The following is a 16,789-nucleotide window of genomic DNA, read 5'->3' as shown; positions in this document are numbered from 1 at the left end:
CGTCGTGCCAGCTCATTCCGGTGGCTCAGCGTAGATGGTGGGACGGCTGCAGTCCGTAGACCGGAGTGGGCAGGCCTTCCATCCGTGCTTTGAGCTGCAAGGCCAGGAAAATGGAGTAATGCCTGCTTTGGTGCAGGTTGCCGCCATGGATCCAGAGGTTCTCCACGTTGGTCGGCTTCCACATGTTGCGCAGCTCCCCTTCCCACGGGCCGGGATCCTTGATCGTGTCCGAGCCATAGCCCCAGCATCTTCCCACCCGGTCTGCGACCTCTGGGGAAATCAGGTCGGCCAGCCAGTTGTTCATGGAGCCGTATCCGGTGGCGTAAACAATCACGTCGGCGTCCAGCTCCGAACCGTCGTCCAGCACCACGCCGTTGCCGGTCAGCTTGGCCACCTGCCCGCGCTGGAGCTTAACCCGGCCGTCGATGAGCAGCTGAGAGGCACCGACGTCGATGTAGTAGCCGGACCCGCGCCGCAGGTACTTCAGGAACAGGCCTGAGCCGTCCTCGCCAAAATCCAGATCGAAGCCGGCGTCGCGGAGCTGGTTGTAGTACTCGGCGTCGTGTTCGGCGATCTGTTGATAAATGGGAATCTGCGCTTCCGGCAGGATCCGATAGGGGAGGGATGCGAAGAGCATGTCCGCCTTTTCAGTGGTGACGCCGGCAGCCAGCGCGGCCTCGGAATAGAGGCCGCCAAGGGCGAATTCCATGAGCGAGTCGCTGCGCACCACATGGGTTGAGGACCGCTGGACCATGGTGACATCGGCGCCGTGCTCCCAAAGATCGGCCGCGATGTCGTGGGCGGAATTGTTGGAGCCGATAACCAGCGCCTTGCGGCCCGACTGGTCCCCGCCGCCCGGGTACTGCGAGGAATGGTACTGCTCGCCCAGAAAGGCCTTGGCGCCGTCGAACTCCGGGGTATTGGGATAACCGGAGACGCCGAGCGCAAAGACCAATTGCTGCGGCCGGAGCGTGATGTCCTCGCCGCGGCGCCGGACTTTCAGTTCCCATGTTCCGCTGTCGTCATCGAACCGTGCCTTCAGGCATTCGGTTCCGGACCAGTAGTCCAGTTCCATGATGGCGGTGTAATGCTCCAGCCAATCCCCAATCTTGTCCTTGGGCGCGAAAACCGGCCAGTCGTCGGGGAACTTCAGGTAGGGCAGGTGGTCATACCAGACCGGGTCATGCAGGGCGAGGGATTTGTAGCGGTTGCGCCAGGAGTCGCCGGCCCGGTCATTTCGTTCGATGACGATGGTGGGGACGTTCAGGCGCCGCAGCCTGGCGGCCAGCCCGATTCCGCCCTGGCCGCCGCCGACAATAACGCAGTACGGCTGTTCCTCGCGGCCCAGCCTGGCGTTGTGCTCGGCCTTTTCCTCCAGCCATGACTGACGTCCGCGGCGAATGGTGTGTTCCACTCCCTTGGGGCGGCGGGCGCCCGTCGGCTCCTCGTATCCCTTGAGCTCCTGCATGGTGGTGAGCAGGGTCCACGCTTTGCCGTCCCGCAGCCGCAGGTGGCCCCACCCGGTTGCCGCCCCGGTTTCGAAGGTGATCCAAGCTTCAGTCAGCTCCGGAGTTCCGGTTGCGGGTTCTGCCAGTGCCCAGGCGCCAGGATCAGTCTCCTCGAGAACGGCATTGAGCATGCCGGCGATCTGTTCGCGTCCTTCGAGTGTTTTCAGGTTCCAGGTGAAGGAGACGAAATCCCGCCAGAGGCCGTCTTCTGCGAAAAGTTCGGCCGCGGCCGCGGCGTTCCGGGTTTTCAACGCGGCGTCGAGGTTCCTCAGCCAATTTTCGACTGACTGATCCAGCAGGGCCTGCGACGTTTCAGCCATATCCACTCCTATGTGGGTCCGGAAGCAACCATCACCGGTTGCGGAGCTCCAGTAAACACGGCCCGGCCCCGGCGCGGAAGGGCGGAGCGTCTGCTCCCAAAGCAGGGTTGCCGCTAGTAGGGTGCCTCCGGGTTGCTGCTGAGCCACCCGGAAATGTGAGGGGCGGCAAAGATGAGCTGATCAACGTAAGCCTCAACACCAACTGCCGTCTCCTCTGCTGCTTGCAAGGCCGATTCGTGGCTTGACCGCAGAGATTCCGGCGACATGTCCCCTTCGGGATCCGGACCCCATTTGTAGTGCATGAATGCGTTTCTTCGTTCTGCAAGCAGACGAATGGAGCGGCTCAGTTCCTCAGGGAATTGCTCCCTAAACAGCAGATGCCAGATGACCCCGGTTTTATCATTCATGGACTTTCTCATGAGCGAGATGGACTCGTCTTTCGCGAGCCTGAGCTCAACGGTGCGGTCAAGGACCGCCCGGTTCAGTATGTGTTCGACAAACAGGGCGTAAAAGACAAAGGCATACTCACGCTTGCCATCCGCAGCGAAGCGGCGGGCGTCCTCCAGAATGGACTGGCTGTGGTCGACGGTCATTACTAAGTCGAGTTCGCCGGCTCCGCGTCGGCGGAAGAGCTCTTTCTCGGCTAGCTGCCTAAGCTCGTCGACTGTTAGTTTCTGCGGGTCAGCCTCGCCGCTGAGAACCATCTCACGCGCAATTCCTTTCACCACTGTCTTGTATATGTCCTCCACGAACGCTCGATCCAAGGACTCAAATTCGGTGGCTTGACGTGCAGCGTCGTCGTTCGGCTCCGGGGCGCTGGCAGCGGAATGAATTGTCATCTCTGACCGTCGCTGTCACTCAGCAAGCAGAATCGGCGATCTCGGTCACAGGGCGGCAAGAGGACATGAGTACTGGGCATGTCTTCAGCATCGCAGCCTGGCTGAACGGCCGCTACTTCATCCGTTCCGGGAGTTGACGGAGTCAGGCCCGAATGAATTCCGAGACGTACGCGGCCATTCCGGCCCCGATGACTTCAGGTGCCCGCTTGTTTCCGCGCACCTCGAATGAGTGGTTCCCGCCGTCGATCCACTCAATGCGGGCGTTTGGCCCGATCCGCTCGGCCACCGGTTCCAGTTCGCCGGGCAGCGCGAAGGTGTCCCGGGTGCCCTGCAGGAACAGCATCGGCAGCGTCAGCCCGTACAGATGTTCGTCGCGCATTTTCTCCGGCTTGCCCGGCGGATGCAGCGGGTAGCCCAGGAAGAGCAGTCCCGCCGTAGGCATTCCCTCCGCGGCGGCCATGGAGGCCATGCGCCCGCCGAAGGACTTTCCACAGGACCAGAGCGGCAGTCCGGCGGTGCGTGAGGCCGCTGCCGCCATGGCAGCGCGCCAGGCTGCGATGGCGGCCGGCGGCCGGTCCGGAAACTTCCGTCCGGCCTCGCGGTAGGGAAAGTTGAAACGCAGGGTCGCGATGCCGCCGTCGTTCAGGGCATCGGTGAAACCGGTCAGGAACGGATGGTCCATGCCCGCGCCGGCTCCGTGCGCGACGACGACGGCCGCAGTTGCGGTGGCCGGTGCGGCGAAGGCGGCTGAGACCTCGGTGTCACCGGTGGGGATGGCGAACTGTTCGTGCTCGATGGGCATGTTCTTCAATTTACGATTCTTCACACGCTTTGCAACAATTGCCCTACTCCCGGTGAGGTGCAATGACGGGTTGGCCAGAGGGCTCTCCCGACAGCCACTGAAGCTACCGGACGCGCCTGAGTGCGAACAGGTAAGGGACCAGCATAAGCGCGGTCGTCGTTAACATGGCAGAAGCCATGGAAAGCGCTGTTGCTCCTGCGAGAGACATCAATGGACCCATCGCCGCTCCCAGACCGAACTGCATAAGCCCAAGCAATCCGGATGCTGTCCCGGAGCGCAAACCTTGGTTGCTCAGAGCCAGTGCGTGACAGTTGGGGCTGATCAGTCCACCACTGGCAATGCTGAGGAACAGGCAGCCCACGACGACAGGGGACGGGGCTTCGAAAAGTACGGCCGCCAGCAGGGAGAGAGTCCCTGTGATGGCTGCTGCGATGCCCCAGCCCACGAGCGCCACCGCACCGCACCGCGCGACGGCCCAAGCGTTGATTCTGCTGAATGTGACGATGCCGAGCGAGATGACGCCGAACATATAGCCGTACGCCTGGGCGTCGAAGCCATAGTGGCGCTGGAAAACAAAAGCACTCATTCCAATAAACGTGAACATGCCGGCGCCCATTAGGCACTGTACAGCGGCTGCTGAAATAAAAACGGGATCACGGGTCACGAAGCGAAGCTGTTCGAGCCATCTCAAGAACCCTCCCGAATGCCGGCTTTCGCGGGGGAGGGATTCGTGTGCCCGCAAAAGAACTGCGATCAACAGCACGCTGACGAGAACTGCCAGGGCGGCGAAGAGCCCCCGCCAGGAGGCAAAGAGCAGCAATTGGCCGCCGAGGACCGGTGACACTATGGGGGCCACTCCAGCAGCCATGACGAGCAGGGAGAAGGCCCGCGCCGACCCCTCTGCACCGTAGGTATCCCGCACCATTGCCCGGGCAATCACGATGCTTGATCCCCCCGCCATGCCCTGTACAAGGCGAAACGCCACCAGGGCCTCAATCCCGGGTGCTGCAGCACAGGCGATCGATAGCACAACGTAGGCTGACAGCCCGATGGCCAGTGGCACTTTGCGGCCGTGCCGGTCGCTCAACGGCCCGGCGACTACTTGGCCGAGCGCGAGCCCGATCAGGCACGCTGAAATGGTTAGCTGAGCCACAGCATCCGTTGTCCCCAGCTCAGCCGTCATAACAGGCAAGGCGGGAAGGTAGAAGTCCAGCGACAAGGGACCAAATGCTGTTAGTAATCCCAGCAGCAACAGGCTAGTCCGCTGCGCCTTAGGCGGGGAACCACCAGGTCGCTCCGAAATCCGGCTGGTCAGGTCTTGGGGTCCACTATTCATCCGGCTCCTCAGAGATTTAGGGGCAGCCCGCGCGTCCGGGAAATTCGGCTGCGATAACGGACGAACCGTGTTGCGTGGCACACACTAGCAAACTTATGCGATTCTTAGCAGTGGGTCATCGCAGTGGTGCCCTGCGTGAACAAGCTCGTTGTGAAAATGGAGGACTCCGAATGGTTAATGGCACCGAATCGGCCGGTGGTCTACCGCCCTTCGGCTTGACCTGGGGCGTGAAGCGCAGCTTCATTCGCTATATTTTCTCCGTGCCAGACGTAGAAGTATCTGTCGGCGACGGGGCTGGAGCGTTGGGTAACGGTTACTTCAGTTTCCGCCCGGCAGGGAGCACCCTGAATGCTGGCACCGGATATGGAGTTTTGGCTTTTGAAGGAGTCGCCGCCATTCGCGGTCACTTCGGCATGATGTCCATTAGTCTCCAGGACCCACGGCTTGAGCTTGGGCCGGACGGTGCAGTTCTCACCGTCGTTTCCGGCGACGGGACCCGTTTTGCGCTTGCAGTCCTGCATGAGGGAATGTTCGAGCGATCGGGCGCTGATCTGTTGTGGTCGGCTGGGCGGGTCCTCCTCACGGCTGAGGGTGCGCCCCTGTTCAATGGCCAGTATCCGGAGGGTCAGGAAATGGATCCTGTGCTCGTCAGAATCGGACTGCCGTAGCCGGGACCGCACTCCGATGTGCGGTCCCGCTCATCTAGACCGCGCGGAGCTGCAGCATGGATGGTGCCGGCCCCGCTGCCCAGTGGGGCGGCAGAGCGGCCGTGGTTGAAGGCCAGGATTTCCGCGACGATCGACACCGCTGTCTCCTGCGGCGTTCGGCCACCGAGATCCAGCCCAATCGGACTATGTAACCGGGAAAGCGCTGTTGTACCCAGGCCCCTTGCCCGGAGCCTGTCCATTCGGTCCTCATGTGTTCGCCGGGAACCCATTGCACCCACATACCCCGAGAATGCCGATTGGAGGGCCACCTCAAGTAGTGGGACATCAAATTTTGCATCGTGGGTAAGCACACAGATGGCGGTTCGGTCGTCGAGCAGTCCTTCGCCAAGCTGCTCGGCCAAATATTCGTGCGGCCACCGGGAAACCACTTCATCGGCGCTGGGGAAGCGCTCCTGTGTCGCAAATACCGGGCGGGCATCGCACACTGTGACCCGGTATCCGAGGAAGGAGCCAGCTTCTGCCAGGGCTGAACTGAAATCGACGGCCCCGAATACCAGGAGCCGGGGCCGGGGCAGAAAGGTCTCAACAAATACCCGCACAGGTTCCCTAAGGTTGCCTGCGGAATCCGAAAGGCACAGGATCCCGTGCGCTCTCTCCGCCATAAGCTCCCGGGACATCACTGTCACCCGCTCATCCAGGGTGGGGCAATTCAATGAACCGGCAATTGAATCTCGTCGAATCAGGAGCTTCGCTCCGGGCGGCGGGCTGCCCGCCGGGCCGGCGAGGACCGTCGCAAGCGCTAGGGGGCGGCCTGCCAGATATGATTGGAAGATTTCCTCCAGCCAAGGAAGGGACTGCTGGTCGATCTGTTCGCTGAAGACTTCCAGGGTGCCGCCGCATGTCAAGCCGGCGGACCATGCATCGGCATCGCTGAATCCATAGGATCGGACGGCCGGGGGCTCCCCTCTCAAAACGGCAGTATTCTCCTCGTACACCGCCCCCTCCACGCAGCCGCCGGAGACGGAACCGAAAACTTCACCGTCCACGGTCACCATTTGGGAAGACCCGGAAGGTAAGGGGGCGGAGTTGCTGGTGTGGATTACCGTGGACACCGCCACGGCCTCATCCGCCCGCCAGCGCTGAATCAGTTGGTCGAGAATGTTCAGCACTGGTCTTCCAATCCGTCAGTCAAAGCGGCGGGGGCGGTGATGTGCAAGCATCACATTCCATCAGCCCTGCATCGTGCCCGGCATGGCGTCGATAGTGCGGGGCGTGCCCCTGTGGCGGTCCGAACAAACACTATCAAACTTGTGCGTATGTATGTATGGTGGGTCTCACATTTCTGCAGCCTTGGAAGGACCACTAGCCGGTGAGAGTTTCAGACCGTATAACGCCCGAAAGCGGAGCAACAGCTTCCGACAACTTCGAATCGGGTGCCTGGGAAAACCTGGCGACCGGCTGCACGCTGTGGTTGATGGACACCGGGGAGAGGGGAGCCGAAAGTGCCGGCACTGCGATCTTCCTTCATTCCGGTGTCGGCCATTCGCGGACATTCCGCCACCAGATCGACCCAATGGTTGCGCGTGGATTCCGTTTCTTGGCCTACGATCGGCCGGGGTGCGGAAACTCTCCGCTTGCAGAACCGGGAAGTGCGCCACCCGAGGACAGCGGTTTGCTGCGGTTGTTGCTCAGTGCCAGGGGTGTGGATCAGCCGGTCCACCTGGTGGGAGCGGCCGCCGGCGGACGGACGGCCGTCGAGTATGCATTGGCACATCCGGATGGCGTCGCATCGCTGACGCTCGTCTGCTCTCTGGCAGGGATCGCAGAGGTCCTGTATCCGGCGGGCACCAGCACGCTTCTGCCACCGGAGTTCCTGGCCCTGCCGGCATATCTCCGGGAGTTGGGACCCGTCTACCGCGGTGAGAATCCGACAGGTACCGCGGATTGGCGCAGTTTGATTGCAGACAGGGGCAGGGCGGAAGCGGCAGGTCCGGCAGGAGGACGCAGAGCGGTGCCCGAGCATATTGCCCTTCCGGCCAGGGCGGAAGGGTTCCGCCGAGCCGGCGGGGCAAAAATCCGGCTGTCGGATCTGGCTGTGCTGGCCCGGTCGGGTGGGCCGGAAGGCAAAGGCGTGTCCGTCCACCTCATAGCCGGGGGCGCCGATCCATACGTGACCCCGCCGGCCTACCGTCGGCTGGCAGCAGGAGTTCCGGGCGCAACTCTGCGGGTTATCGCTGAGGCAGGGCACTCGCCCTACTGGGAATGCCCGGTGCAGTTCAACGAAGCCCTGCTTGAGGGCCTGAGCCAAGCAACACCCGAAGGAGCACGCGGATGACCCATATTGGGTTTGAATCAGACACGCAGCCCGACACAAAGGTCCAGGTGGAAGGACTCAGGGTTGAGTTCGACCTGGGCAGGCGCAAGATCACAGCGCTGGACGGGATCGACCTGACGATCCGGAGGGGTGAATTCCTTGTGATCGTGGGTCCATCCGGCTGCGGCAAGACAACGCTGCTGCGGGTGCTGGCGGGCCTCGAAGAATTCAATGGCGGCCGCATACTCATTCACCCGGACTCCGACGCTGTGCAGCGTCCGGACAGTGCCATGGTTTTCCAGGAACACGGTGTGTTCCCGTGGATGAAGGTACGGGAGAACGTGGCCTTCGGATTGAAGGCCAGCGGTATGGGGAGAAAGGAACGCCAGCGCATAGCCGTCGAGTACATCGAGCGGGTTGGCCTGGCTCCATTTGCCGACGCGTACCCGCATCAACTCTCCGGCGGTATGCGCCAGCGAGTCTCCGTAGCGAGGGCCTTCGCGACCGATGCCCAAATGCTGCTGATGGATGAACCGTTTGCCGCACTGGACGAGCAGACAAAACTCGTGTTGCAGGAGCTGCTGCTGCGGATCTGGCAGGAAACCTCCAAGACGGTCCTGTACGTCACTCATTCCCTTGACGAGGCGCTCGTTCTGGGAGACCGGATCATCGTAATGAGCGGTCGTCCCGGAACCATCAAGGACGTCATCGACGTTCGTTCCGTTTTTCCCCGTCCCCGCCAGGTCGCCGCAGTCAGGACCGATGGAAGGTACGGCGCGATGTTCGGGCGAATCTGGAATCAGCTTCGACAGCCCGAGGGAGATCAAGCATGAAGGTGACCAGCCCGATCGGGCAAGTCGAGGCCTCGGCCACCCATGTACCTGAATTGAAAACCCAGCGACGGGAGCTGCGCCGTTCAACCGGGCTGACGCTTTCCATCGCCTCTCCCGTTGTGCTCCTGCTGCTCTGGGAGCTGTGTTCGCGCAGTGGGGTGGTTGACGCGCGCTTCTTCCCACCGCCAAGCGGTGTGCTTCTTGCCCTGGTCCAAGGCCTGGGCGGCGCCGAGCTGTGGGGGCATATCGGGATCAGCCTCTCCCGGATAGTGATCGGATTCCTGATCGGAGGGATTCCGGCAGTCCTGCTGGGGCTGGCGATGGGCCTCTCACCCGTGGTGAGGGCCATTCTCCAGCCCCTCGTGAACGCCACCTTCCCAATTCCGAAGCTGGCGATACTTCCCCTGTTTATCCTGATCTTCGGACTGGGAGAGGCATCGAAGTATATGGTGCTGGCGGTGGCGGTCTTCTTCATCGTCCTGGTCAATACGGCCGCTGGGGTCCGGGCGATCGACCGCACGCAGCTGGAGGTAGGGTCCAGCTTCGGCGCGGGCACCAGAATGATGTTTTTCGATATTGCGCTGCCCGGGGCGCTTCCCTTTATCCTTTCCGGGCTGAAACTTGGCATGAACGTGGCGCTGCTGGTGATCGTCGCTGTCGAATTTACCGGGGCATCCAGCGGAATCGGTTACTTGATCTGGAATAGCTGGCAGGTATTCAAAGTGGAGCAGATGTATGTGGGACTGGTGGTCACTGCCCTCTTCGGGTTCGGGTTTGCAGGGCTGTTCGCCCTGTTGGAGCGGCTCCTGATGCCCTGGAAGCGACACTGAGACACCGTCAGCAGCTTCGGGGCTGCAAGCCAATGAGGTCCGCGACCCGCAGCTCCAAGTGCAATTCCCGTTGGAGCTTGCCATCCGCGAAGTCCAGTCCGGACACTTCGGCGGCACGGTCCAGCCGGTAGTACAGCGTGCTGCGGTGAACGTGCAGTACCCGCGAGGCTTCTACGGCGTTGCCTCCTGCGTCGAGGTAGGCGCGAACCGATTCCACGAGCATCTCGGCGTTCTTCGCAGCGAACAGGCGCTGTATGCCGGGCGAAAGGTCGAAACCGCTCATGGTTTCCAGAGGAAGCTGGAGCAGGATGCGGTCGGCGCCGAGGTCGTTCCACGCAGCTGAGCGGCCGTAGCGTGACCGGTCCCGTCGGACGGCCTGAAGTGCGGTACGCGCCTGCTGGTAGGACTGGGCCGTTTCCTCCAATGTGTCCGCCCTCCCCCCGGATCCAGCGCACACTGAATCCAGGCCGTGCTCCGCCAGCAGTCCGCTGAGCGTATCGGAATCCAAACACTCCGGAACGATCACAATGCCCTCTCCGTGGATGACCGCACCCATGCAGCGTGGCGCACCCGCTGCGGTGATCTGTTCCACCGCATTTTCCAGGTGACGGCGCGCAGATGCTTGGTCGTTTTCCCTCCGGCCGGCTTCCAAAACCACTACGCAGTACTGGGCGGCAGGAGTCAGTAGGCGCCCAGCCAGGATCTCCTGCACGGCGTAATTGTGCTGCAGGCGGTCTGTGCCCAGAAGTCCGGCCAGCAGCTGTTTTACATGTTCTCTTCCTCGGCGCCGGTCGAGCATCCTGTCGCGCAGGGCTTCACCGATTTCGCTGGACGCAGCCTCGATGGCCGCGAGATGCGCCTCTGGAATGTCTTCCCCGTAGAGGTCGGGAAAGGTCAGATAGCCAGTGGGCTGTCCGGCACTCCGGACGGTAACCACTATGTGTCCCCGCCCGCCTGCCCGCCCCGGGATCCGTACCGGCTCAGTTGAGTACTTAACTCGGTAACGCTTGAAACTCTCGACGGCTCCCGCAGTTCCACGGCGGGAAACGATCATGGCGACCTGTGTGGCATCATGTTCGGCGTCCTCGTGGATGCTGTGCGCCACGAGTTCCATTGATGTATCGAGGACAAGCAGTGGCGCATGGAGCTGGTTAAACAGGTCTTTGACAATGCTTTCCAGATACATAGAGATGATCCTGTCATGCGACGGTTTGACGATTCGTTCAGTGACGGGCGGATTTTTCACCGGCCTGCCAGCTGAGGTCTCCGACACTCTGTCGGAGACCTACCTCACAACTTGCCACACAAGTGCGATTCCGGATAGCGCACAATTCCGATAGCGTGATTTGAGACGCAACAGTGGCAGTGGTCACATTCGGAAACTCAGCGAAGGAGCTGGCGGCATGAGCGCAGAGGCGATCCAAGAACAGGCCTTAGACGGAATGCTGGAACGGTTGAGCGCGCTCGACAGTTGCGCGGTTTCAGACGCGCTCGACATGCTGGGGCTGCGCGGAGCCGTAACGGGACTCCGTGCCCAATGGGAAACGGGACGGGTTACCGCCGGGCGCGTCCGAACGGTCAAAGCCGCCCCCAAATCGGCAGCCGGGGCGACCACACACATTGCTACGCCTTTGGTCGCCGTTGCCGCGCCCAGCGACGTCATCGTCATCGATAACCACGGGCGGACCGACGTTTCCTGCTGGGGCGGCCTCCTGGCTGAAGCCGCAACACAGCGGGGCGTCGCCGGGGTAATCGTGGACGGAGCCTGCCGCGACGTACAGGAATCCGCGGCGGTGGGCTTGCCGCTCTATGCGAGGGCGTCAGTCCCGGTCAGCGCCAGGGGGCGGATAGTCCAGGAATCGATGGATGAGCCTATCCAGATCGGCGGCGTCGCCGTCCACTCCGGAGACCTAGTGGTTGCCGACTGGAACGGAATCGTGTTCGTGGCGGCTGCTGACGCCCACCGTGTCCTGGTCCTTGCTGAGCGCATCGCCGCCCGCGAAGCGGCAATGGCTGCGGCCGTCCGCTCCGGCAGGAACGTCGTCGAGGTCATGCACGACTCGCAGTTCCCCGCAGTGACCGCCGACTAAAGGATCAGACGACAGACATGACTATCGAATCGGACGTGCTGGACATAGACGCAGCTGAACTGCTCGCAATGGGCTCGGCCACGCTGTATGAAGCCTCCTCCCGTGACCTTTTCCTTGATGCGTCCTTCCGTCCCGCTTGGACCGGCGCGCAGATCGTCGGACGGGCGCTTCCTGTTGAAGCCGCCATCGGTGACAATCTGGCCCTTCATTGGGGACTTGCAGCCGCAGGGCCAGGGGATGTGCTCATGGTTGACGCTGGTGGAGGCGCTTACGGCTACTGGGGTGAGGTCATGGCTGTAGCTGCCCAGGCCCGTGGTGTCGCCGGCCTGGTGATCGACGGCGGTGTCAGGGACACGCGGGAATTGGCCGGGTTGGAGTTCCCGGCGTTCTCCACTCACATCGCCATCCGAGGGACCCGCAAAGAGTGGCCCGGTGCCGTGGGCCGGGACATCACGCTTCGCGGCAGGGTGATCGCCCGAGGGGACCTGGTAGTTGCCGACCAAGACGGAATAGTGGTCATTCCCTCGTCCGAGGTTTCCCGCGTCGTGGAAGCTGCCAGGGAGCGTGTTGCCAAGGAGGACATGTTCATGGAGCGCCTTCGCAACGGAGAGCTCACGGTGGATGTCTACGGCTTCCGGGCTCTGGGTGAACCGCTGAAGAACTAAGGTCCTCCACCACCAACCACAAATCGAAAGGAGCGGAAGGCATGGACCCGAAGGCACCACTTGGCTTCGACGACATTCCGGGAACATATGTGTTCGACGGACGCCGGTCCCGCATGGGCTACCCGCTGAACAGGATGAGCGCGGCGCTCAACAGCCCGACCGAGCGGGAATCTTTCCAAACCGATCCGGAAGCCTTTATGGACCGTTTCGGGCTGAGCCCCGGACAGCGGGAGGCGGTGCGGAAAAGGGACTGGATGAGCATGATCCAGCAGGGGGGAAACATCTACTTCGCCTACAAAATCGGTGTTATGGACGGGCTGAGCGTCCAGGAAGTCCTGGCCGCAATGACCGGCACCACGGCAGAAGATTTCAAACAAATGATGAGCAATGGAGGGAGGCAGCCAAGTGGCTGAAATTGTGGCAGGCATCGGTATTTCACATGTTCCAGCGCTGGGGCCGGCGGTCGAAGCAGCAGCCCGCGGGACGGACACCAACCCTGGTATGAAGGCATTCACGGAGGTGGGCGAATGGCTTGCCGACACCAGGCCCGACGTCGTGGTAATGGTCTACAACGATCATGGAGCGTCCTTTTCCTTCGACCTTGTCCCGACCTTCGCAATCGGCGCTGCTGAATTTTACCGGCCTGCGGATGAGGGTTTTGGCCGCCCTCCCATAGCCGAATATCCGGGTGCCGCTGATCTGTCCTGGCACATCGTGGATCAGGTCGTTAACGATGGTTTCGACCTGACTGTGTGTCAGAGTCTCGACGTCGATCATGGATTCTCGACCCCCATGAAGGTGCTGTTCGGCGCTCCCGCCAATTGGCCCGTGAAAGTAATACCACTGGCCGTCAACGTGGTGCAGCAGCCCACTCCCACGGCCCGCCGCTGCTATGACCTTGGGCAGGCAATAGGCCGGGCGATCGCTTCCTACCCCGATGACGTGCGAGTCGCAGTCGTCGGGACAGGAGGCATGAGCCATCAGCTGCAGGGAGAGCGGGCGGGCCACATCAACCCTGATTTCGACCGGCAGTTCCTCCGCGAAATCGTCGAGGACCCCGGCAATCTGGCCTCCCTGTCCAACCCCGAATACATCCACCTCGCCGGATCTGAAGGTGCGGAACTCGTCATGTGGCTAATCATGCGGGGAGCAATGGACGAAGACGTCAAACAGGCCCTAAGCGGTTATGTCGTGCCCGTGGCGAATACCGCCGCCGGCGTCGTGGCTATGCAGAACCTGGCCTGACAGCGTGCAGCCCCCGATTTCCTGAGAGGATCCACCAGATGAAACCAAGGCTTTGGCCGGCGCGCGCCGGCGTGCTCGCAGCCCTCATCGGCATGGCCGCGATATCTGCCTGCGGCGGTGCAAACCCCGCAGCGGATGCGCCGGGGAGTACGCAGCAACTGACCAAGGTCAAGGTCGCATCGCTCTCGGCCGCGGCCGACGCTCCGCTCTATGCGGCGATCGAAGAAGGGTACTTTGACGATGTCGGCCTCGAGGTCGAGTTGGTGCCGGTCAAAGCATCGAGCGACGTTCCAGCCCTGCTCGCCTCCGGGCAGGTGGACTTCGGAACGGGACAGCCCAACGCAACGTTCTTTAACGCCGCGGCCGCAGGCATCAAGGACCCGGTGGTACTTGCCACCAACGTCTATGGGCCGGATACCTCAGTCCCCGCCCTTCTGGTGCGAAAGGACCTGGCCGACTCGGGGCAGGTCACAGGAGCGGGGGATCTGGACGGTGAAACAGTCGCCGTGGTTGGTCCCTCAACGAGCAGCCAGTACTTCGCCGAGTCAGCGATCCGCGCTGCAGGAGGGGATCCGGGGACAGTCGAGTTTACGGTGATGGGCCTGCCGGACATGCTTTCCGCCCTTTCCAATGGCAAGATCGCCGGCGCTTGGATGTTCGAACCCCTCGCTTCAACCGCCATCTCGGGAGACATCGCCGTTGCCGTCGCAGGGGTTGGAGAAGTCGCCGAGGGGTTCCCCACCTGGCTTCAGGCATCGGAAAAGATCGTCTCCGCTGATCCGGCTGCGGTACAGGCTTTCGTTGAGGCCTCACTGCGGGCACTTGGGTTCTACGAGAAGGCCCTGGTGGAGGGGCGGCGGGCCGACATCGTCGGGATCCTCACCAAGTACACGAACATGACTGAAGCCTCCGACTGGGCCGATGTGGAACTACCCACTGTCAGCAGCGACGGCAGCTTCGATGCGGAAGCGGTTGTCGCTTTCCAGCAGTACCTCGTTGACGGTGGGGTGGTGGACCGGGTGACACCCGTTCCCGAGTACCTCAACGACAGCTTCCGCCAGTCCGTTCTGGACGCAGGCTAACCAGGCACTGCCGCAGTACCCCTACCGATAAGGAAGACTTCATGAGCACTGAAATCCTCGACGCCGAGTCCGTCCGCAGCGCTGACCTAGGGCCGCTGGTGGCACCGGAGAACATTGTCATTATTGGGGCAACGGACAAAGGACCAACAGACAAGGCCAGCAAGGACCTCGTCCGGATGGGCTTCGCCGGGCCGGTCTACCCGGTAAATCCAAGGCGTGAAGAGCTCTGGGGAGGGCGCTGTTATTCCTCCATCGGTGAGGTGCCTGAGCGTCCGGGGCACGTGATCATTTCGGTTCCCGCGAAACTCGTTCCAGCCGCGCTTCGCGATTCGATCGCTTCCGGCGCGCGGGCCATCGCCATCCATGCCGTGGGTTTCGGTGAAGGCGGAGATCCTGAAGGTATGGCGCTGGGTGCGGAGATTCGAGCTATCGCCGCCGAAACCGACATTCCAATCGCAGGGCCCAACTTCGGCGGTATGTTCCGTCTGGATTCTTCCCTCATGACCATCTCCCTCCAGCGCGTTTCCGATGACGAGGGATCGCCGGTGGCGCTGGTGGGGCAGAGCGGGGGAGTCCTGATGTTCACCTACGAAGCACTGATGGACCGAGGCATCGCACCTTCCACGCTTGTGGCGTCCGGGTCAGAGCTGTCCCTCAGCTGCGCGGACTACATCAAATACCTCGCGACCGATGACAAGACCGAGGTGATTGGCTGCTTCATCGAATCCGTCAAGGATATTGGCACTTTCCGCGAAGCCTGCGAGCTGGCAAGGACCAACGGCAAGCGCGTGGTTGTCCTGAAAGTGGGTGCTTCCCCGGAGGGCCGGAAGGCCGCTCTTGCACACACCGGTTCAGTCGTGGGCTCCCTTCGGGCGTTCGAAGCATTGGCAGCGGAACTCGGCATCGTCGTCGTTCACACGCAGGACGAGCTTGTGGATGCAATTGAAGTGCTTCTCAACGCCGGGTTCCTGCCCGGTCCACGCATCGGCGTCGTTTCGCACTCCGGCGGGCTCAAAGACCTGCTTATGGACTACGCATCGCAGCAGGGCGTTGCCTTCCCGCGTCTTGATCCGGCGACCACCGAAGCGCTCGACGCTTTGCTGGGGGCAGGGTCCTCCGTAGGCAATCCGCTGGATACCGGCTTCCCCGGGCTCGCAAACCCGGATATTTATCAGCGGTGTGTGCGCCTGGTCGCTGCTGACCCGAACATCGACGTCGTCCTGGTACAGGAAGAACTCCCACGCACGCCGGCCAAGGTCAGAGAAGAGCGGTACCTCCGCAATCTCTCCTCGCTGGCACGGGGCGAGGACCCGCTGCCCAAGCCCGTCGGCTCGATGTCCCTTTCTTCCTATTCGCTCACTGACCACGCGCGCTCCGTACGGCGCGAGCTGCCCGGCATCTTTGTTCTCCAGGAAGCCAGCCGCGCGCTGTCAGTCGTTACCAAGATCGGACGTGCCGCAGTCGTCCGCCCTCGTCCGCGACATGTGCCGCACCTCGAGGCAGACAGGCTGCGCGCGGAGATCCGGGCCAAGCAGGATTCCAACGGACCAGTGAGCCTGTCCGAATACGACTCCAAGATGCTGCTGCGCCGCTACGGAATACCCACCACGTCCGAAGTGCGTGCGGGAAGCGCCGAAGACGCCGTCACCGCCGCCGAGGAAATCGGTTACCCGGTGGTGCTCAAGATCAGCTCTGAAACCCTGACCCACAAGTCGGACATTGGAGGCGTCCTGCTCAACCTCGGCACTGCTGAGGCCGTTCGCGACGGATTCGGCACCCTGCGGTCCAACCTTGCTGCAGCGGATGCCGGAGCCGTCTTGGAGGTGTTGGTCGCCGAGTTCGTTTCCGGCGGTACCGAGCTGATGCTGGGGCTCGCCCGCGACGCGGAGGTCGGCTCCGCCGTCGCAGTGGGCTCAGGCGGCATCACGGTGGAACTCTTCGACGACATCGCCGTGGGCCTGCCCCCCTTTGACCGTGACCAGGCGGCGACGCTGCTCGCCGCCACCAAGGCAGGAACCCTTGTCAGCGGATTTCGGGGAGTGTCATTGAACCACGAGGGCGTGCTCGCAGCCATCGAAGGACTCGGTCGCCTGGCAGTGGACTTCGAGGGCCTGATTGAGGCAATCGACATCAATCCGCTCAACGTCTCGGCTGACCGTGTAGTGGCGCTTGACGCACTCGTCGTATTGGCCGCCGGAAACTAGCTCCGGGCGGTTTACCGCACCAGAGAACCGCACCAAAGAACAGGGGAGAAAAA

The 16,789-nt window shown here is 62.3% G+C and carries 16 protein-coding genes; 10 read left to right on the top strand and 6 right to left on the bottom strand.

Going from position 1 to position 16,789, the window contains the following annotated elements:
• Positions 1-25 precede the first annotated feature (25 nt).
• The 4 genes from QNO00_RS15755 to QNO00_RS15740 all read right to left on the bottom strand — a co-directional run bounded on the left by QNO00_RS15755 (position 26) and on the right by QNO00_RS15740 (position 4,805).
• Entirely contained in the window at positions 26-1,828 is a 1,803-nt protein-coding gene (locus tag QNO00_RS15755) for a flavin-containing monooxygenase (protein ID WP_284025188.1), read from the bottom strand.
• A gap of 113 nt (positions 1,829-1,941) precedes the next feature.
• Positions 1,942-2,577 (bottom strand): hypothetical protein, encoded by a 636-nt coding sequence (locus tag QNO00_RS15750; protein ID WP_284025187.1) that lies wholly within the window; start codon positions 2,575-2,577, stop codon positions 1,942-1,944.
• A 232-nt stretch (positions 2,578-2,809) separates the two neighbouring features.
• On the bottom strand, positions 2,810-3,469 hold the full coding sequence (locus tag QNO00_RS15745; protein ID WP_284025186.1) for an alpha/beta hydrolase family protein: 660 nt from the start codon (positions 3,467-3,469) through the stop codon (positions 2,810-2,812).
• A 103-nt stretch (positions 3,470-3,572) separates the two neighbouring features.
• Positions 3,573-4,805, bottom strand: a complete 1,233-nt coding sequence (locus QNO00_RS15740) for a multidrug effflux MFS transporter (RefSeq protein ID WP_284025185.1) — start codon at positions 4,803-4,805, stop codon at positions 3,573-3,575.
• 170 nt (positions 4,806-4,975) lie between these two features.
• Here QNO00_RS15740 and QNO00_RS15735 point away from each other — a divergent pair, with 170 nt between their 5' ends.
• Positions 4,976-5,473, top strand: coding sequence for an HtaA domain-containing protein (locus QNO00_RS15735; RefSeq protein WP_284025184.1), 498 nt, complete (start codon positions 4,976-4,978; stop codon positions 5,471-5,473).
• Here the strand turns inward: QNO00_RS15735 and QNO00_RS15730 are convergent.
• The gene (locus QNO00_RS15730) at positions 5,431-6,642 is read right to left on the bottom strand and encodes an XdhC family protein (protein WP_284025183.1); all 1,212 of its coding nucleotides are present in this window, start codon (positions 6,640-6,642) and stop codon (positions 5,431-5,433) included. The two genes, QNO00_RS15735 and QNO00_RS15730, sit on opposite strands and share 43 nt — an antisense overlap.
• Positions 6,643-6,947: 305 nt before the next feature.
• Here QNO00_RS15730 and QNO00_RS15725 point away from each other — a divergent pair, with 305 nt between their 5' ends.
• Genes QNO00_RS15725 through QNO00_RS15715 form a run of 3 tightly spaced genes read left to right on the top strand, consistent with a single transcriptional unit; the run spans position 6,948 to position 9,450 of the window.
• On the top strand, positions 6,948-7,808 hold the full coding sequence (locus QNO00_RS15725; protein ID WP_284025217.1) for an alpha/beta fold hydrolase: 861 nt from the start codon (positions 6,948-6,950) through the stop codon (positions 7,806-7,808).
• Complete coding sequence (locus QNO00_RS15720; RefSeq protein WP_284025182.1) at positions 7,805-8,620, top strand: ABC transporter ATP-binding protein; 816 nt, start codon at positions 7,805-7,807, stop codon at positions 8,618-8,620. The genes QNO00_RS15725 and QNO00_RS15720 overlap by 4 nt, the downstream gene beginning before the upstream one ends.
• Positions 8,617-9,450: an ABC transporter permease gene (locus QNO00_RS15715; RefSeq protein ID WP_284025181.1), complete on the top strand. Its 834-nt coding sequence runs from the start codon at positions 8,617-8,619 to the stop codon at positions 9,448-9,450. Before QNO00_RS15720 ends, QNO00_RS15715 begins: the two co-directional genes overlap by 4 nt.
• A gap of 7 nt (positions 9,451-9,457) precedes the next feature.
• Here the strand turns inward: QNO00_RS15715 and QNO00_RS15710 are convergent, their stop codons facing one another.
• Positions 9,458-10,636 carry a PucR family transcriptional regulator gene (locus QNO00_RS15710; protein WP_284025180.1) on the bottom strand — a complete coding sequence of 393 codons (1,179 nt, stop codon included), beginning with the start codon at positions 10,634-10,636 and terminating at the stop codon, positions 9,458-9,460.
• Positions 10,637-10,853: 217 nt separating this feature from the next.
• Between QNO00_RS15710 and QNO00_RS15705 the strand changes: the two genes are divergently transcribed.
• From QNO00_RS15705 to QNO00_RS15680, 6 genes are read left to right on the top strand one after another with little or no spacing between them, the layout of a single operon-like run.
• Complete coding sequence (locus QNO00_RS15705) at positions 10,854-11,540, top strand: RraA family protein (RefSeq protein WP_284025179.1); 687 nt, start codon at positions 10,854-10,856, stop codon at positions 11,538-11,540.
• A 17-nt stretch (positions 11,541-11,557) separates the two neighbouring features.
• Positions 11,558-12,205, top strand: coding sequence for an RraA family protein (locus QNO00_RS15700; protein ID WP_284025178.1), 648 nt, complete (start codon positions 11,558-11,560; stop codon positions 12,203-12,205).
• Positions 12,206-12,246: 41 nt separating this feature from the next.
• Positions 12,247-12,618, top strand: coding sequence for a protocatechuate 4,5-dioxygenase subunit alpha (ligA, locus tag QNO00_RS15695; RefSeq protein WP_284025177.1), 372 nt, complete (start codon positions 12,247-12,249; stop codon positions 12,616-12,618).
• Positions 12,611-13,450: a class III extradiol dioxygenase family protein gene (locus QNO00_RS15690; RefSeq protein ID WP_284025176.1), complete on the top strand. Its 840-nt coding sequence runs from the start codon at positions 12,611-12,613 to the stop codon at positions 13,448-13,450. Before ligA ends, QNO00_RS15690 begins: the two co-directional genes overlap by 8 nt.
• A 38-nt stretch (positions 13,451-13,488) precedes the next feature.
• Positions 13,489-14,532, top strand: coding sequence for an ABC transporter substrate-binding protein (locus QNO00_RS15685; RefSeq protein WP_284025175.1), 1,044 nt, complete (start codon positions 13,489-13,491; stop codon positions 14,530-14,532).
• Positions 14,533-14,573: 41 nt separating this feature from the next.
• Positions 14,574-16,736 (top strand): acetate--CoA ligase family protein, encoded by a 2,163-nt coding sequence (locus QNO00_RS15680; protein WP_284025174.1) that lies wholly within the window; start codon positions 14,574-14,576, stop codon positions 16,734-16,736.
• Positions 16,737-16,789 lie beyond the last annotated feature (53 nt).

This window comes from Arthrobacter sp. zg-Y1219 (assembly GCF_030125545.1).
GTDB lineage: Bacteria > Actinomycetota > Actinomycetes > Actinomycetales > Micrococcaceae > Arthrobacter_B.
Note: the sequence above shows the minus strand (reverse complement) of the source record. Positions and strands in the feature narration are given on the sequence as shown.

What these genes read in the sequence shown, in the direction of transcription:
- QNO00_RS15745 (WP_284025186.1), bottom strand. Translation starts at nt 3,469, where the DNA reads ATGCCCATCGAGCACGAACAGTTCGCCATCCCCACCGGTGACACCGAG.
- QNO00_RS15685 (WP_284025175.1), top strand. Translation starts at nt 13,489, where the DNA reads ATGAAACCAAGGCTTTGGCCGGCGCGCGCCGGCGTGCTCGCAGCCCTC.
- QNO00_RS15755 (WP_284025188.1), bottom strand. Translation starts at nt 1,828, where the DNA reads ATGGCTGAAACGTCGCAGGCCCTGCTGGATCAGTCAGTCGAAAATTGG.
- QNO00_RS15710 (WP_284025180.1), bottom strand. Translation starts at nt 10,636, where the DNA reads ATGTATCTGGAAAGCATTGTCAAAGACCTGTTTAACCAGCTCCATGCG.
- QNO00_RS15735 (WP_284025184.1), top strand. Translation starts at nt 4,976, where the DNA reads ATGGTTAATGGCACCGAATCGGCCGGTGGTCTACCGCCCTTCGGCTTG.
- QNO00_RS15680 (WP_284025174.1), top strand. Translation starts at nt 14,574, where the DNA reads ATGAGCACTGAAATCCTCGACGCCGAGTCCGTCCGCAGCGCTGACCTA.
- QNO00_RS15740 (WP_284025185.1), bottom strand. Translation starts at nt 4,805, where the DNA reads ATGAATAGTGGACCCCAAGACCTGACCAGCCGGATTTCGGAGCGACCT.
- QNO00_RS15725 (WP_284025217.1), top strand. Translation starts at nt 6,948, where the DNA reads ATGGACACCGGGGAGAGGGGAGCCGAAAGTGCCGGCACTGCGATCTTC.
- QNO00_RS15720 (WP_284025182.1), top strand. Translation starts at nt 7,805, where the DNA reads ATGACCCATATTGGGTTTGAATCAGACACGCAGCCCGACACAAAGGTC.
- QNO00_RS15700 (WP_284025178.1), top strand. Translation starts at nt 11,558, where the DNA reads ATGACTATCGAATCGGACGTGCTGGACATAGACGCAGCTGAACTGCTC.
- QNO00_RS15715 (WP_284025181.1), top strand. Translation starts at nt 8,617, where the DNA reads ATGAAGGTGACCAGCCCGATCGGGCAAGTCGAGGCCTCGGCCACCCAT.
- ligA (WP_284025177.1), top strand. Translation starts at nt 12,247, where the DNA reads ATGGACCCGAAGGCACCACTTGGCTTCGACGACATTCCGGGAACATAT.
- QNO00_RS15705 (WP_284025179.1), top strand. Translation starts at nt 10,854, where the DNA reads ATGAGCGCAGAGGCGATCCAAGAACAGGCCTTAGACGGAATGCTGGAA.